The following is a 14204-nucleotide window of genomic DNA, read 5'->3' as shown; positions in this document are numbered from 1 at the left end:
TCCTATTACCAGCTCGCCTTGGTCAGGCCAGGAATCTCGCCACGGAATGCGATTTCACGAATCTTGTTACGCGCGAGGCCGAATTTACGGAACGTGCCACGCGGACGGCCCGTGATCGCGCAGCGGTTACGCTGGCGGGTCGGGTTTGCGTTGCGGGGCAGTTGCTGCAGCTCCAGGCGTGCTTCGTAGCGCTCTTCTTCCGACTTGCTTTGGTCTTCGACGATCGCCTTCAGCGCTTCGCGCTTTGCTGCGAACTTCGCGACCAGGCGGGCGCGCTTCTTTTCACGTTCGATCAGTGCCAGTTTAGCCACGGTAACCTCAGTTTCTGAACGGGAACTTGAAGCTGGCGAGCAGAGCCTTTGCTTCGTCGTCGGTCTTCGCAGTCGTCGTGATGCTGATGTTCAGCCCACGCAGTGCGTCGATCTTGTCGTAATCGATTTCGGGGAAAATGATCTGCTCTTTCACACCGATGTTGTAGTTGCCACGGCCATCGAAAGCACGACCCGACACGCCGCGGAAGTCACGCACGCGGGGCAGGGCAACCGTCACGAAACGGTCGAGGAATTCGTACATCGCGCGGCCACGCAGCGTCACCATCGCGCCGATCGGGTAACCCTGGCGGATCTTGAAGCCTGCGATTGCCTTGCGGGCCTTCGTGACGACCGGCTTCTGGCCGGCGATCTTCGTGAGGTCGCCAACGGCGTTCTCGATGATCTTCTTGTCAGCGATCGCTTCGCCAAGACCCATGTTCAGCGTGATCTTGGTGATGCGCGGCACTTCCATGACCGACTTGTAACCGAACTTCTCGATCAGGCCGGGCACAACCTTTTCTTTGTAAAACTCTTGAAAACGAGCCATTTTTTACTCCGCTGCGTCAGGCGCTCAGTACGGCACCGGTCGTCTTCAGGAAGCGAACCTTCTTGCCTTCCTCGACCTTGATGCCAACACGCGACGCCTTGCCATTCGCGTCGACCAGTGCGACGTTCGAAATATGCAGGGGCATCGTCTTCGCTTCCACGCCGCCCGTCGTACCCTTCATCGGGTTCGGCTTCACATGCTTCTTGACGAGGTTGATACCTTCAACCGTCACATGTTCAGCACCGACAGCCAGCACGACGCCGCGCTTGCCCTTGTCCTTGCCAGTGACGACGATGACTTCGTCACCTTTGCGAATCTTGTTCATCGCGACTCCTTACAGCACTTCCGGCGCCAGCGAAACGATCTTCATGAATCGTTCGCTACGCAGCTCACGCGTCACCGGCCCGAAAATACGGGTGCCGATCGGCTCGAGCTTGTTATTCAAAAGCACAGCGGCGTTGCCGTCGAACTTGATCAGCGAGCCGTCTTGACGGCGCACGCCCTTGGCGGTGCGGACCACCACGGCGTTGTAAATTTCGCCTTTCTTCACGCGCCCGCGCGGCGTTGCCTCTTTGACGCTCACCTTGATGATGTCGCCAATGCCGGCATAACGACGCTTCGAGCCGCCGAGCACCTTGATGCACAGGACTTCACGTGCACCCGTGTTGTCGGCTACTTCGAGCCGAGATTCGGTCTGGATCATGGTTTGTCTTTCCCAACTTAATCCGGATGCACCACCATGATGCATTCGGTCAGTCTTGGTCCCGTCAGCCAATCGGCTGCTTGGGTTGGAACAGCAGCGACGGCAAACGAAACCCGCCATCGCAATTCGGTGAATCTTTCGGACAGGCAGGCGCCAGTCCGCTTCCCCCACCAACTTCGCCCGCGACGGGGCTCCCATAAAGAGGGAAGACCGGGATTATAACAAATAATCCCGGTCACGCAAGCAAAAACTTTGCGATTTCAAGCACTTCGTGGAGAAGTGCCCGTTACTGCCTACTGCGCTGCCCGCTTAGATGACGCGAGCGGCTTCGACGAGGCGCGACACCGTCCAGGCCTTCGTCTTCGAAACAGGACGCGTTTCCTGAATTTCGACGAGATCGCCTTCGTTGTAGGTGTTCGCTTCATCGTGCGCGTGGTACTTCTTCGAACGCACGACATACTTGCCGTAGATCGGGTGCTTGACGCGGTGCTCGATCAGCACGGTGACGGTCTTGTCCATCTTGTTGCTGACGACCCGACCGACCAGCGTCCGCTTCAGCGAGGTTTTCACGCTATCGTTCATTTCTGGTTCGCCTTCTGAGTCATGACGGTCCGCACACGTGCGATGTCGCGACGAACCTTCTTCAGCTGGCTCGTGTTCGTGAGCTGCTGGGTCGCGAGTTGCATGCGCAGGCCGAATTGCGCCTTCAGCAGGTCCGCCAGCTCCTTGTTGAGCGCGGCCTGGTCTTTCTGGAGAAGTTCGGAAGCCTTCATGTTTTCTCCTTAGGCGCCGAGCTGGCGCACGATGAATGCCGTCTTCAGCGGCAGCTTGGCTGCAGCCAGACGGAACGCTTCGCGTGCCAGTTCTTCGGTTACGCCGTCCATTTCATAGAGCATCTTGCCCGGCTGAATCTCGGCGACGTAGTACTCCGGGTTACCCTTACCGTTACCCATACGCACTTCGGCCGGCTTCTGCGAAATCGGCTTGTCCGGGAAGATCCGGATCCAGATACGGCCGCCACGCTTGATGTGACGCGTCATTGCACGACGCGCCGCTTCAATCTGACGTGCGGTCAAACGACCGCGACCGATCGCCTTCAGGCCGAATTCACCGAACGACACTGCGTTGCCGCGCGTCGCCTTGCCGGTGTTACGACCCTTCTGCTCTTTACGATACTTTCTGCGTTTCGGTTGCAGCATCGTTATTCTCCAGTCTTGCCGTCTTCGGGCTTGCCGGCGCCACGGCGCGGTGCGCCACGACGAGCACCCGGAGCGCCGCCTTCGCCGTCACGGCGCGGACGACGGTCGCCCGGACGCGCATTGCGACGCGGACGCTTGTCTTCGGCTACTTCTTCCACCACCGGTGCGTCGTTGCGGCCGAGCGTATCGCCCTTGTAGACCCACACCTTGACGCCGATGATCCCGTAAGTCGTCTTCGCTTCCGAAGTCGCGTAGTCGATATCAGCACGCAGCGTGTGAAGCGGCACGCGACCTTCGCGATACCACTCCGTACGAGCGATTTCGATACCGTTCAGACGGCCTGCGCTCATGATCTTGATGCCTTGGGCACCCAGACGCATCGCGTTCTGCATCGCACGCTTCATCGCGCGACGGAACATGATCCGGCGCTCGAGCTGTTGCGTGATCGAGTCAGCGATCAGCTGAGCATCGGTTTCCGGCTTGCGGATTTCTTCGATGTTGACGTGAACCGGCACGCCCATGCGGCGTTGCAGTTCCGTCTTCAGCTGTTCGATATCCTCGCCCTTCTTGCCGATGACCACGCCCGGACGCGAGCTGTAAATCGTGATGCGCGCGTTCTTCGCCGGACGCTCGATGACGACCCGACCGACCGAAGCGTTCTTCAGCTTCTTCTTCAGGTATTCACGAACACCGATGTCTTCCTGCAGCATCGCCGCGAAATTGTTGTTGTTCGCGTACCAACGCGAAGCCCAATTGCGGCTGACAGCCAGGCGGAAGCCAGTCGGATGAATTTTCTGTCCCATCGTATGGCTCCTTAATTCCCGACCGTCACAGTGATGTGACAGGATTGCTTCTCGATGCGGTTACCGCGGCCCTTTGCGCGCGCGGTGAAACGCTTGAGCGATGCAGCCTTGTCGACGTAGATGCTCTTGATCTTGAGCTCGTCGATATCAGCGCCTTCGTTGTGCTCCGCATTCGCGATTGCCGACAGCACAACCTTCTTCACGATGCCAGCCGCCTTCTTCGGCGAGAACGTCAGAACGTTCAGCGCCTTGTCGACCGGCAAACCGCGGATCTGGTCAGCCACAAGGCGCGTTTTTTGCGCCGAGATGCGGGCACCGCGATGAATTGCTTTCACTTCCATCTTGATTGCCCCTTATTTCTTGGCCTTCTTGTCGGCTGCGTGACCCTTGAACGTACGGGTCAGTGCGAACTCGCCAAGCTTGTGGCCGACCATGTTTTCCGAGATGTACACCGGAACGTGTTGACGGCCGTTGTGAACAGCGATCGTCAGGCCGATGAAATCCGGCAGAATCGTCGAGCGACGCGACCAGGTCTTGATCGGCTTTTTGTCGCGCGAAGCTGCAGCCGCCTCAACTTTCTTCAGCAAATGGGCGTCGCAGAACGGACCTTTTTTTACAGAACGTGCCATTGCCTACTCCTTAACGCTTGTGACGGCGCTGGACGATCATCGTCGTCGTGCGCTTGTTGCTGCGGGTGCGGTAACCCTTAGCCGGCGTACCCCACGGGCTCACCGGGTCGCGACCTGCAGCCGTCTTGCCCTCACCACCACCGTGCGGGTGATCAACCGGGTTCATCGCAACGCCACGCACCGTCGGGCGGATACCGCGCCAGCGGTTCGCGCCAGCCTTGCCGATCTGGCGCAGGCTGTGCTCTTCGTTGCCGACTTCACCGATCGTTGCACGGCACTCGATGTGCACGCGGCGGATTTCGCCCGAACGCAGACGAACCTGCGCGTAGACGCCTTCGCGTGCCAGCAGCATGGCCGACGTGCCAGCCGAACGCGCCATTTGCGCGCCCTTGCCCGGCAGCATCTCGATGCAGTGGATCGTCGTACCGACCGGAATGTTGCGGATCGGCAGCGTGTTGCCTGCACGGATCGGCGCTTCCGAACCCGACATCAGCTGTTGGCCGACGGTCAGGCCCTTCGGGGCGATGATGTAGCGACGTTCGCCGTCTGCGTAGAGCACCAGCGCGATGTTCGCGCTGCGGTTCGGGTCGTACTCGAGACGTTCGACCTTTGCCGGGATGCCGTCCTTCGTGCGACGGAAATCGACGATACGGTAGTGCTGCTTGTGACCACCACCCTTGTGACGCGTGGTGATACGACCGTTGTTGTTACGGCCGGCGGTCGAGCTCTGCGAGTCGAGCAGTGCCGCGAACGGCTTGCCCTGGTGCAGGTTCTTGTTGACCACCTTGACCATCGCGCGGCGACCCGGCGATGTCGGCTTAACTTTAACGATTGCCATGATTACTTGGCCTCCGCTTCAAAGTTGATTTCCTGGCCGGGCTTCAGGCAGACGTACGCCTTCTTCACGTCCTTGCGGCGGCCCATCGAACGGCCAAAGCGCTTTTGCTTGCCCTTCTGAACCAGCACGTTGACGGAATCAACTTCAACCTTGAACAGCAGCTCGACAGCCGCCTTCACTTCCTGCTTCGTGGCATCCGGTGCGACTTCGAACACGACTTGCTCGTTCTTGTCGGCAACCAGCGTCGCCTTTTCCGAGATCACCGGTGCGAGCAGGACCTGCATCAAACGATGATCGTTCTTGCGAATCTCGCTCATGACAGCAACTCCTCGATCTGGGCGACCGCAGCCTTCGTGACCAGCACTTTCTTGAAGTAGATCAGCGACAGCGGGTCAGCGTAGCGCGGCTCGACAATCGCCACGTGCGGCAGGTTGCGCGAAGCCAGGTACAGGTTCTCGTCGACCGTGTCGGTGATGATCAGCACGGAGTCGAGACCCATGGTCTTGAATTTGTCGGCCAGCAGCTTGGTCTTCGGCGCTTCGAGGATGATGTCCTCGACGACCGACAGACGGCCTTCACGGGCCAGCTGCGAGAAGATCGAGCAGAGACCTGCGCGATGCATCTTCTTGTTGACCTTGTGCGAGAAGTTTTCTTCCGGCGAATTCGGGAAGATACGACCACCGCCACGCCACAGCGGGCTCGACGACATACCGGCACGAGCGCGGCCCGTACCCTTCTGGCGCCACGGCTTCTTGGTCGTGTGCTTGACTTGCTCACGGTCCTTCTGTGCGCGGTTACCCTGGCGAGCATTCGCCTGGTAAGCGACGACGACCTGGTGGATCAGCGCTTCGTTGTAGTCACGACCGAACACGACGTCCGATGCGTTGACCACTGCACCTTCCTGACCATTTTCGTTCAGGAGCTTGAGTTCCATTATTTCGCCCCCTTGGTCTTGACGGCCGGCGTCACGAAGACCTTGCCGCCCTTCGCGCCCGGAATCGCACCCTTCACGAGCAGCAGCTTGCGCTCTGCGTCGATACGAGCGATTTCGAGGTTCTGCACCGTCACCGTCACGTCACCCATGTGACCCGTCATGCGTTTACCCGGGAAAACACGACCCGGATCCTGCGCCATACCGATCGAGCCCGGCACGTTGTGCGAGCGCGAGTTACCGTGCGTGGCACGGCCGGAGGAGAAGTTGTAACGCTTGATCGTACCGGCGTAGCCCTTACCGATCGACACGCCTTGCACGTCGACCTTCTGGCCCACTTCGAAAAGATCTGCACCGACCACGGCGCCATTCGACAGCTCGGCTGCCTTGGCCGCGTCAATGCGGAATTCCTTGAGGATTTCACCGGCTTCGACACCGGCTTTGGCGAGATGACCTGCCAGCGGCTTCGTCACGCGCGATGCGCGGCGGGAGCCGAATGCAACCTGCACGGCCGTGTAGCCGTCGGTTTCAACAGTCTTGATCTGCGTCACGCGGTTGTCCGACACGTCCAGCACGGTGACGGGAATCGAATCCCCTTCCGCCGTGAAGATACGGGTCATGCCAACCTTGCGACCTACGAGTCCAAGGCTCATCATTTTCTCCATTCCCGACTGCGATTGGTCGGGGCTGATTTACAAAATGCCGGGCACGCAAGGCCCAACTTTTTTACGCGAATACGCGAAAAGCCAAGCAGTATAGCCCGACTTCTCGATTTCCGCAAGCAATACAAAGACTTAGCGCCATCCGGCACGCCGGTCGGCGCCGAAAGCCTTACTGCAGCTTGATTTCCACGTCGACGCCAGCCGGCAGGTCGAGCTTCATCAGCGCGTCGACGGTCTTGTCCGTCGGGTCGACGATGTCCATCAGGCGCTGGTGGGTACGGATTTCGAGCTGATCGCGCGACGTCTTGTTGACGTGCGGCGAACGCAGGATGTCAAAACGCTGGATGCGCGTCGGCAGCGGCACCGGGCCACGGACGATTGCGCCAGTCCGCTTCGCGGTATCGACGATTTCGGCAGCCGATTGATCGATCAGACGATAGTCGAAAGCCTTCAGGCGAATGCGGATTTTCTGTTGCTGCATGACAATTCCTTGAAAAGAGCGAGGCGATATTGCATCGCCGGACACTAAAAGAACGTGAAACATGACACCAGCGGGGAGCGAAGCATCAGGTTCCGGACGGTACTTCCACTGCTAAGCCCGCGATTCTACACGAAATTCTGGAGCAGTGTGGCGTGTTTCTCGGCCCGTGCAACGCGCGGCCGCAAAAACAAAACCGGGCGCCAGCACAAGCTGGGCACCCGGTTTCGGCGGTACAACGGCGTACCGCGGGAATCGCGGACCCCACCGGGACCCGCGGATCGTCGATATTACTCGATGATCTTGGCGACGACGCCGGCGCCGACCGTACGGCCGCCTTCGCGGATCGCGAAGCGCAGACCTTCTTCCATCGCGATCGGAGCGATCAGCTTCACCGTGATCGACACGTTGTCGCCCGGCATCACCATTTCCTTGTCCTTCGGCAGCTCGATCGAGCCCGTCACGTCCGTCGTACGGAAGTAGAACTGCGGACGGTAGTTGTTGAAGAACGGCGTGTGACGGCCGCCTTCGTCCTTGCTCAGCACGTACACTTCAGCCGTGAAGTGCGTGTGCGGCGTGATCGAACCCGGCTTCGCCAGAACCTGGCCACGCTCCACGTCTTCACGCTTCGTGCCGCGCAGCAGGATACCCACGTTGTCGCCTGCCTGACCTTGGTCCAGCAGCTTGCGGAACATTTCAACGCCCGTGCAGGTCGTCTTCACCGTCGGCTTGATACCGACGATTTCGATTTCCTCGCCGACCTTCACGATGCCGCGCTCGACACGACCCGTCACCACCGTACCACGGCCCGAGATCGAGAACACGTCTTCCACCGGCATCAGGAACGCGCCGTCAACTGCACGCTCCGGCGTCGGGATGTACGTGTCCAGCGCGTCGGCCAGGCTCATGATCGCCACTTCGCCCAGCTCGCCCGTGTCGCCTTCCAGCGCCAGCTTCGCCGAACCCTTCACGATCGGCGTGTCGTCGCCCGGGAAGTCGTACTTCGACAGCAGTTCGCGAACTTCCATCTCGACCAGCTCGAGCAGTTCAGCGTCGTCCACCATGTCGCACTTGTTCAGGAACACGATGATGTACGGAACGCCAACCTGACGCGCCAGCAGGATGTGCTCACGCGTTTGCGGCATCGGGCCGTCTGCTGCCGAGCAAACCAGGATCGCACCGTCCATCTGCGCCGCGCCCGTGATCATGTTCTTCACATAGTCAGCGTGGCCCGGGCAGTCGACGTGTGCGTAGTGGCGGTTAGCCGTTTCGTACTCGACGTGCGCCGTGTTGATCGTGATGCCGCGCGCCTTTTCTTCCGGTGCCGCGTCGATCTGGTCGTATGCCTTCGCTTCGCCGCCGAACTTCTTCGTCAGAACCGTCGTGATCGCTGCCGTCAGCGTCGTCTTGCCGTGGTCAACGTGACCAATCGTACCAACGTTCACGTGCGGCTTGGTCCGCTCAAACTTTTCTTTTGCCATGATTCTCTTCTTTCAAAAAATAATCAGTTGGTAGCTACAGATTTACTTCGACTTCGCGCTGATGATCGCTTCGGCAACGTTGCGCGGAGCTTCAGCGTAGTGCTTGAACTCCATCGTGTACGTTGCACGACCTTGCGTCAGCGAGCGCAGCGACGTCGAGTAGCCGAACATTTCCGACAGCGGCACTTCGGCGCGCACGATCTTACCGCCGCCAACCATGTCTTCCATGCCCTGGACGATACCGCGACGGCCCGACAGGTCGCCCATCACGTTGCCCATGTAGTCTTCCGGCGTCTCGACTTCGACAGCCATCATCGGCTCGAGGACGACCGGATTCGCCTTGCGCATCGCTTCCTTGAACGCCATCGAACCGGCCATGCGGAACGCGTTTTCGTTCGAGTCAACGTCGTGGTACGAACCGAACGTCAGGTGAACCTTCACGTCGACGACCGGGAAGCCAGCCAGCACGCCCGACTTCAGCGTGTCCTGGATACCCTTGTCGACCGCCGGGATGTATTCACGCGGAATCACACCACCCTTGATCTCGTCGAAGAACTCGTAGCCCTTGCCTTGTTCGTTCGGCTCGAGCGTGATGACCGCGTGACCGTACTGGCCGCGACCACCCGACTGCTTGACGAACTTGCCGTCGACATCCTTCGCCGTCGAACGGATCGTTTCGCGGTACGCAACCTGCGGCTTGCCGACGGTCGCTTCCACGCCGAATTCACGCTTCATCCGGTCGACCAGAATTTCGAGGTGGAGCTCGCCCATGCCCGAAATGATGGTCTGGCCCGACTCTTCGTCGGTCTGCACGCGGAACGACGGGTCTTCCTGAGCCAGACGGTTCAGGGCGAGGCCCATCTTTTCCTGGTCGGCCTTGGTCTTCGGCTCGACCGCCTGCGAAATCACCGGCTCCGGGAACACCATGCGTTCGAGAACGATCGGGTTCGCCGGGTCGCACAGCGTGTCGCCCGTGGTTGCTTCCTTCAGGCCGACCGCTGCAGCGATGTCGCCTGCGCGGACTTCCTTGATTTCTTCACGCTGGTTCGCGTGCATCTGCAGAATACGACCGAGGCGTTCCTTCTTGCCCTTGGTCGAGTTCAGCAGCGTGTCGCCCGAGTTGACGACGCCCGAGTACACACGGAAGAAGATCAGCTGGCCGACGAACGGGTCGGTCATGATCTTGAACGCGAGCGACGAGAACTTCTCTTCGTCCGATGCCTTGCGCTCTGCTTCTTCACCGTTTTCGAGTTCGCCCTTGACCGGCGGGATGTCGACCGGCGACGGCAGGAAGTCGATCACGGCGTCGAGCATACGCTGCACGCCCTTGTTCTTGAACGCGGTACCGCACAGCATCGGCTGGATTTCGCACGCGATCGTACGATCACGCAGCGCCTTGACGATGTCGGCTTCCGGCAGATCGCCTTCTTCCAGGTACTTGTTCATCAGGTCTTCGCTGGCTTCGGCAGCCACTTCGACCATCTTTTCGCGCCATTCCTTGCAGGTCTCCGCGAGCTCGGCCGGGATGTCGACGTAGTCGAACTTCGTGCCTTGCGACGCTTCGTCCCAAATGATCGCCTTCATCTTGATCAGGTCGACGACGCCCTTGAAGTTTTCTTCCGCGCCGATCGGCACCACGACCGGAACCGGGTTCGCCTTCAGGCGCAGACGGAGCTGGTCGTAGACCTTGAAGAAGTTCGCGCCGGTACGGTCCATCTTGTTGACGAACGCGAGACGCGGCACCTTGTACTTGTTCGCCTGACGCCACACCGTTTCCGACTGCGGCTGCACGCCGCCCACTGCGCAGTACACCATGCACGCGCCGTCGAGCACGCGCATCGAACGCTCCACTTCGATCGTGAAGTCGACGTGGCCCGGGGTGTCGATGATGTTGATGCGGTGTTCCGGATAGTTGCCGCCCATGCCCTTCCAGAAGGCCGTGGTAGCAGCGGACGTGATCGTGATGCCACGTTCCTGTTCCTGCTCCATCCAGTCCATCGTGGCTGCGCCGTCGTGGACTTCACCGATCTTGTGGTTCACACCGGTGTAAAACAGAATGCGCTCGGTCGTCGTCGTTTTGCCGGCGTCGATGTGAGCGCTAATACCGATATTGCGGTAGCGCTCGATAGGAGTCTTGCGAGCCACTTTGATCCTCTACTGGGATGACGTGACGCAGCCCTGCTGCATCACGCCTCAACACAAACGGGCGAGGCGCCTGAAAAGCGCACCCGCCCGGAATTTATTTCCGCAAACAGCCCAGCCAGGCGCTTAGAAACGGAAATGCGAGAACGCGCGGTTGGCTTCTGCCATGCGGTGAACTTCGTCGCGCTTCTTCATCGCGCCGCCACGGCCTTCGGCCGCTTCGGAGAGTTCACCTGCCAGGCGCAGGGCCATCGACTTCTCGCTACGCTTCTTCGCAGCCTCACGCAGCCAGCGCATCGCCAATGCCATACGACGCGACGGGCGCACTTCGACCGGAACTTGATAGTTGGCACCACCAACGCGACGGCTCTTCACTTCGACCACCGGCTTCACGTTGTTGAGCGCAACCGTGAACACTTCCAGCGGGTCCTTGCCACCCTTGGTCTGGATTTGTTCGAATGCGCCATAAACGATGCGCTCTGCGACCGACTTCTTGCCGGACAGCATCAGCATGTTCATGAACTTGGCAACATCAACGTTGCCGAACTTCGGATCCGGCAACACTTCCCGCTTGGGGACTTCGCGACGACGCGGCATGATTCTTCCTTTACTTGTTCAGTTGGAGCTGGATTCAGCTCCGCGGCCACCAACAAACCCGATCACATCTTCACGACTAACCAGCTTGGCCGGGTGACCACTTACTCGACAGCACCGGCAATCCGGCACTCCCGCCTTGACCGCCCTGCGGCGATCCCTGATCAAAAACTGCTTACTTGGCAGCCTTTGCACGCTTCGCGCCGTACTTCGAGCGCGCTTGCTTACGGTCCTTGACGCCCTGGGTATCCAGCGAGCCGCGAACCATGTGGTAACGCACACCCGGCAAGTCCTTCACACGGCCGCCGCGGATCAGCACAACCGAGTGTTCCTGCAGGTTGTGGCCTTCACCGCCGATGTACGAAATCACTTCGAAGCCGTTCGTCAGACGAACCTTGGCGACCTTACGGAGTGCCGAGTTCGGCTTCTTCGGCGTCGTCGTGTACACACGGGTGCACACGCCGCGACGCTGGGGGCAGTCCTGCAGGGCCGGGCTCTTGCTCTTCGTCGTTTCCGACTGACGGCCTTTGCGAACCAGTTGGTTGATGGTTGGCATTGTTTATTCCTGAAATTGAACAAAATCTGCACGCCGATTTCGGGCAAAGCGAGAATCGACGCACAGTTGACTTCCGAACCGGCGAATCGGGCGCGAACTATTGAACGCGACTCGGCCCACCGAATACCGGAACCCAGCATGATATTCCGGAAATGCCAACTAAGTCAACGGCTTGCGTGATCTGCCGGCCGATCGCGCGGTTTACGTGAGGGGTCGGAACGCTGTGTCAGGCCGATTCGACGACGTCGATGATCTCGTCGCCGAAGCGCTCGAGCTTGCGCACGCCCATACCGGGAATGTGGCGCAGGTCGTCGATCGTCTCCGGCGCGTTGCGTGCGATTTCGGCGAGCGTCGCGTCGTGGAAGATCACGTAGGCCGGCACGCCGTCCGTCTTCGCGGTTTCCGCGCGCCATGCGCGCAGCGCGTCCCACCGCGCACGCTCGCGGGCGCCCATGCCGGCCGTCGGGTCGACGCGCGTGCCGCTGCGGCTCGACGACTGGCGGGTGCGCTGCGGCTTCACGTAGCGGCGCAGCGTGACTTTTTCCTCGTTCTTCAGCACGGGCTTCGCGGCCTCGGTCAGCATCAGCGCGCCGAAGCCGCCATGGTCGACCGCCAGGTAGCCGTACGCGACGAGCTGCCGGAAAATCGCGCGCCACTCGGGTTCGGACAGCGCCGCGCCGATGCCGAACGTGCTGAGCTGGTCGTGGCCGCGCTGCAACACCTTTTCGGTACGCCCGCCGCGCAGGATCTCGATCAGGTGGCTCGAGCCGAAATTGAAGCCGCTCGCGCGCTGCGCGCGGAACACGCACGACAGCGCCATCTGCGCCTCGCGCGTCGCATCCCACGACGCGGGCGGCTCGAGGCACGTGTCGCAGTTGCCGCACGGCTGGCTCGCCTCGCCGAAGTAATTCAGCAGCCGCACGCGGCGGCACGAGATCGTCTCGCACAACCCGAGCAGCGCATCGAGCTTCGACGTCTGCACGCGCTTGTGCGCGTCGTCCGCATCGGACTCGTCGATCATCTTGCGTTGCTGGACGACGTCGCCCAGGCCATACGCCATCCACGCGTTCGCGGGCATCCCGTCGCGGCCGGCGCGGCCGGTTTCCTGGTAATAGCCTTCGACGCTCTTCGGCAAATCGAGGTGCGCGACGAAGCGCACGTCGGGCTTGTCGATGCCCATGCCGAACGCGATCGTCGCGCACATCACGATGCCTTCCTCGCGCTGGAACATTTCCTGGTGCTTCTGCCGCACCTCGAATTCCATCCCCGCGTGATACGGCAGCGCGCGCACGCCCTGCGCCTTCAGCCATTCAGCCGTTTCCTCGACCTTGCGGCGCGACAGGCAATAGACGACACCCGCATCGGTCGTGCCGTCGGCATTCGTGTGCTCGGCGCGGATGAAGTCGAGCAGCTGCGCGCGCGCGTTGTCCTTTTCGACGATCCGGTAACGGATGTTCGGACGGTCGAAGCTCGACACGAACACGCGCGCGTCGTCGAGCGCGAGACGATGGATGATCTCGTCGCGCGTGATCGCATCGGCCGTGGCGGTCAGCGCGATGCGCGGCACGGACGGGAAGCGCTCGTGCAGCACCGACAGCTGGATGTATTCCGGGCGGAAATCGTGCCCCCATTGCGACACGCAGTGCGCTTCGTCGATTGCGAACAGGCCGATCTTCGCGCGCTCGAGCAGCTCGAGGAAGCGCCCCGTCATCAAGCGCTCCGGCGCGACGTACAGCAGGTCGATTTCGCCTTCGCGCAGCGCGCGCTCGGTGGCCGCGGCCTCGGCGCCCGACAGCGTCGAATTCAGGTAGGCCGCGCGCACGCCGACTTCGCTCAACGCGGCGACCTGGTCCTGCATCAGCGCGATCAGCGGCGACACGACGATGCCGGCGCCCTGCCCGGCCTCGCGGCGCAGCAGCGCGGGAATCTGGTAGCACAGCGACTTGCCGCCGCCGGTCGGCATCAGCACGAGGCAATCGCCGCCGCCGGCGACGTGCTCGACGATCTCGCCCTGCTGGCCGCGAAAGGCGGAATAACCAAAGACTTCGTCGAGTATTTCGAGGGCGCGGGACATGAATGAGAACTGGGACGGCTAAGCGATGACCGCAATTTTAACAACCCGCTCGCGCGACGCGTGGCGAATCGCGCGATGTTGGCCGTTCGGTCAGGGTTCGTTCGCGTGCATCACGGGCCTGCCGCGGCCGGATCGGACGCGATCGCCGGGCATGTGCCGCGGCGCTGCGCAGGCACGTGATGCGCGTGAACGAAGGATGAAAAAAAACCGCCCGGCAGAACCGGGCGGTTTCGGTGACAGCGATGATAGCAAGGCA

The 14204-nt window shown here is 60.9% G+C and carries 20 protein-coding genes; all 20 read right to left on the bottom strand.

The features are described 5' to 3' along the window. Positions 1 to 5 precede the first annotated feature (5 nt). Positions 6 to 311, bottom strand: coding sequence for a 30S ribosomal protein S14 (rpsN, locus tag DFS13_RS24425; protein WP_006482884.1), 306 nt, complete (start codon positions 309 to 311; stop codon positions 6 to 8). A gap of 7 nt (positions 312 to 318) precedes the next feature. Further along, the gene (gene rplE / locus DFS13_RS24420; RefSeq protein WP_006482882.1) at positions 319 to 858 is read right to left on the bottom strand and encodes a 50S ribosomal protein L5; all 540 of its coding nucleotides are present in this window, start codon (positions 856 to 858) and stop codon (positions 319 to 321) included. A 16-nt stretch (positions 859 to 874) separates the two neighbouring features. Continuing rightward, positions 875 to 1183: a 50S ribosomal protein L24 gene (rplX, locus tag DFS13_RS24415; RefSeq protein ID WP_006477187.1), complete on the bottom strand. Its 309-nt coding sequence runs from the start codon at positions 1181 to 1183 to the stop codon at positions 875 to 877. A 9-nt stretch (positions 1184 to 1192) separates the two neighbouring features. Then, entirely contained in the window at positions 1193 to 1561 is a 369-nt protein-coding gene (rplN, locus tag DFS13_RS24410) for a 50S ribosomal protein L14 (RefSeq protein WP_006482918.1), read from the bottom strand. A gap of 309 nt (positions 1562 to 1870) precedes the next feature. Continuing rightward, positions 1871 to 2143 carry a 30S ribosomal protein S17 gene (gene rpsQ / locus DFS13_RS24405; RefSeq protein ID WP_006477189.1) on the bottom strand — a complete coding sequence of 91 codons (273 nt, stop codon included), beginning with the start codon at positions 2141 to 2143 and terminating at the stop codon, positions 1871 to 1873. Next, complete coding sequence (gene rpmC, locus DFS13_RS24400) at positions 2140 to 2334, bottom strand: 50S ribosomal protein L29 (protein ID WP_006400652.1); 195 nt, start codon at positions 2332 to 2334, stop codon at positions 2140 to 2142. Before rpmC ends, rpsQ begins: the two co-directional genes overlap by 4 nt. A gap of 9 nt (positions 2335 to 2343) precedes the next feature. Beyond that, on the bottom strand, positions 2344 to 2760 hold the full coding sequence (gene rplP / locus DFS13_RS24395) for a 50S ribosomal protein L16 (protein WP_006482873.1): 417 nt from the start codon (positions 2758 to 2760) through the stop codon (positions 2344 to 2346). Positions 2761 to 2762: 2 nt separating this feature from the next. Beyond that, a complete protein-coding gene (gene rpsC / locus DFS13_RS24390) occupies positions 2763 to 3563 on the bottom strand; it encodes a 30S ribosomal protein S3 (protein WP_006482899.1) in 801 nt (266 codons plus the stop codon). A gap of 11 nt (positions 3564 to 3574) precedes the next feature. Further along, entirely contained in the window at positions 3575 to 3904 is a 330-nt protein-coding gene (gene rplV / locus DFS13_RS24385) for a 50S ribosomal protein L22 (protein WP_004199272.1), read from the bottom strand. 12 nt (positions 3905 to 3916) lie between these two features. Then, complete coding sequence (rpsS, locus tag DFS13_RS24380; RefSeq protein WP_004199273.1) at positions 3917 to 4192, bottom strand: 30S ribosomal protein S19; 276 nt, start codon at positions 4190 to 4192, stop codon at positions 3917 to 3919. A 10-nt stretch (positions 4193 to 4202) separates the two neighbouring features. Then, on the bottom strand, positions 4203 to 5030 hold the full coding sequence (rplB, locus tag DFS13_RS24375) for a 50S ribosomal protein L2 (RefSeq protein ID WP_006482900.1): 828 nt from the start codon (positions 5028 to 5030) through the stop codon (positions 4203 to 4205). Between the two features lie 2 nt (positions 5031 to 5032). Further along, positions 5033 to 5347 (bottom strand): 50S ribosomal protein L23, encoded by a 315-nt coding sequence (rplW, locus tag DFS13_RS24370; RefSeq protein WP_004199275.1) that lies wholly within the window; start codon positions 5345 to 5347, stop codon positions 5033 to 5035. Continuing rightward, the gene (gene rplD, locus DFS13_RS24365; protein ID WP_006477192.1) at positions 5344 to 5964 is read right to left on the bottom strand and encodes a 50S ribosomal protein L4; all 621 of its coding nucleotides are present in this window, start codon (positions 5962 to 5964) and stop codon (positions 5344 to 5346) included. Before rplD ends, rplW begins: the two co-directional genes overlap by 4 nt. Next, positions 5964 to 6614 (bottom strand): 50S ribosomal protein L3, encoded by a 651-nt coding sequence (rplC, locus tag DFS13_RS24360; protein WP_006482922.1) that lies wholly within the window; start codon positions 6612 to 6614, stop codon positions 5964 to 5966. The genes rplD and rplC overlap by 1 nt, the downstream gene beginning before the upstream one ends. 178 nt (positions 6615 to 6792) lie before the next feature. Then, complete coding sequence (gene rpsJ / locus DFS13_RS24355) at positions 6793 to 7104, bottom strand: 30S ribosomal protein S10 (RefSeq protein ID WP_004199280.1); 312 nt, start codon at positions 7102 to 7104, stop codon at positions 6793 to 6795. Positions 7105 to 7391: 287 nt separating this feature from the next. Next, positions 7392 to 8582, bottom strand: a complete 1191-nt coding sequence (gene tuf, locus DFS13_RS24350; protein ID WP_006482910.1) for an elongation factor Tu — start codon at positions 8580 to 8582, stop codon at positions 7392 to 7394. Between the two features lie 42 nt (positions 8583 to 8624). Then, entirely contained in the window at positions 8625 to 10727 is a 2103-nt protein-coding gene (gene fusA / locus DFS13_RS24345) for an elongation factor G (protein WP_006482929.1), read from the bottom strand. A gap of 123 nt (positions 10728 to 10850) precedes the next feature. Continuing rightward, positions 10851 to 11321, bottom strand: a complete 471-nt coding sequence (gene rpsG, locus DFS13_RS24340; RefSeq protein WP_006477195.1) for a 30S ribosomal protein S7 — start codon at positions 11319 to 11321, stop codon at positions 10851 to 10853. Positions 11322 to 11493: 172 nt separating this feature from the next. After that, positions 11494 to 11874 carry a 30S ribosomal protein S12 gene (gene rpsL / locus DFS13_RS24335; RefSeq protein ID WP_006400662.1) on the bottom strand — a complete coding sequence of 127 codons (381 nt, stop codon included), beginning with the start codon at positions 11872 to 11874 and terminating at the stop codon, positions 11494 to 11496. A gap of 226 nt (positions 11875 to 12100) precedes the next feature. Continuing rightward, the gene (gene recQ / locus DFS13_RS24325; protein ID WP_006493356.1) at positions 12101 to 13948 is read right to left on the bottom strand and encodes a DNA helicase RecQ; all 1848 of its coding nucleotides are present in this window, start codon (positions 13946 to 13948) and stop codon (positions 12101 to 12103) included. Positions 13949 to 14204: the final 256 nt, after the last annotated feature.

Source organism: Burkholderia sp. 28_3 (genome assembly GCF_003253915.1).
In the GTDB taxonomy this organism is placed as follows: domain Bacteria; phylum Pseudomonadota; class Gammaproteobacteria; order Burkholderiales; family Burkholderiaceae; genus Burkholderia; species Burkholderia cenocepacia.
Note: the sequence above shows the minus strand (reverse complement) of the source record. Positions and strands in the feature narration are given on the sequence as shown.

What these genes read in the sequence shown, in the direction of transcription:
- rplB (WP_006482900.1), bottom strand. Translation starts at nt 5,030, where the DNA reads ATGGCAATCGTTAAAGTTAAGCCGACATCGCCGGGTCGCCGCGCGATG.
- rpsL (WP_006400662.1), bottom strand. Translation starts at nt 11,874, where the DNA reads ATGCCAACCATCAACCAACTGGTTCGCAAAGGCCGTCAGTCGGAAACG.
- rpsS (WP_004199273.1), bottom strand. Translation starts at nt 4,192, where the DNA reads ATGGCACGTTCTGTAAAAAAAGGTCCGTTCTGCGACGCCCATTTGCTG.
- rplE (WP_006482882.1), bottom strand. Translation starts at nt 858, where the DNA reads ATGGCTCGTTTTCAAGAGTTTTACAAAGAAAAGGTTGTGCCCGGCCTG.
- tuf (WP_006482910.1), bottom strand. Translation starts at nt 8,582, where the DNA reads ATGGCAAAAGAAAAGTTTGAGCGGACCAAGCCGCACGTGAACGTTGGT.
- rpsQ (WP_006477189.1), bottom strand. Translation starts at nt 2,143, where the DNA reads ATGAACGATAGCGTGAAAACCTCGCTGAAGCGGACGCTGGTCGGTCGG.
- rplC (WP_006482922.1), bottom strand. Translation starts at nt 6,614, where the DNA reads ATGAGCCTTGGACTCGTAGGTCGCAAGGTTGGCATGACCCGTATCTTC.
- recQ (WP_006493356.1), bottom strand. Translation starts at nt 13,948, where the DNA reads ATGTCCCGCGCCCTCGAAATACTCGACGAAGTCTTTGGTTATTCCGCC.
- rplD (WP_006477192.1), bottom strand. Translation starts at nt 5,964, where the DNA reads ATGGAACTCAAGCTCCTGAACGAAAATGGTCAGGAAGGTGCAGTGGTC.
- rplN (WP_006482918.1), bottom strand. Translation starts at nt 1,561, where the DNA reads ATGATCCAGACCGAATCTCGGCTCGAAGTAGCCGACAACACGGGTGCA.
- rpsJ (WP_004199280.1), bottom strand. Translation starts at nt 7,104, where the DNA reads ATGCAGCAACAGAAAATCCGCATTCGCCTGAAGGCTTTCGACTATCGT.
- rplP (WP_006482873.1), bottom strand. Translation starts at nt 2,760, where the DNA reads ATGCTGCAACCGAAACGCAGAAAGTATCGTAAAGAGCAGAAGGGTCGT.
- rplV (WP_004199272.1), bottom strand. Translation starts at nt 3,904, where the DNA reads ATGGAAGTGAAAGCAATTCATCGCGGTGCCCGCATCTCGGCGCAAAAA.
- rpmC (WP_006400652.1), bottom strand. Translation starts at nt 2,334, where the DNA reads ATGAAGGCTTCCGAACTTCTCCAGAAAGACCAGGCCGCGCTCAACAAG.
- rpsG (WP_006477195.1), bottom strand. Translation starts at nt 11,321, where the DNA reads ATGCCGCGTCGTCGCGAAGTCCCCAAGCGGGAAGTGTTGCCGGATCCG.
- rpsC (WP_006482899.1), bottom strand. Translation starts at nt 3,563, where the DNA reads ATGGGACAGAAAATTCATCCGACTGGCTTCCGCCTGGCTGTCAGCCGC.
- rplX (WP_006477187.1), bottom strand. Translation starts at nt 1,183, where the DNA reads ATGAACAAGATTCGCAAAGGTGACGAAGTCATCGTCGTCACTGGCAAG.
- rplW (WP_004199275.1), bottom strand. Translation starts at nt 5,347, where the DNA reads ATGAGCGAGATTCGCAAGAACGATCATCGTTTGATGCAGGTCCTGCTC.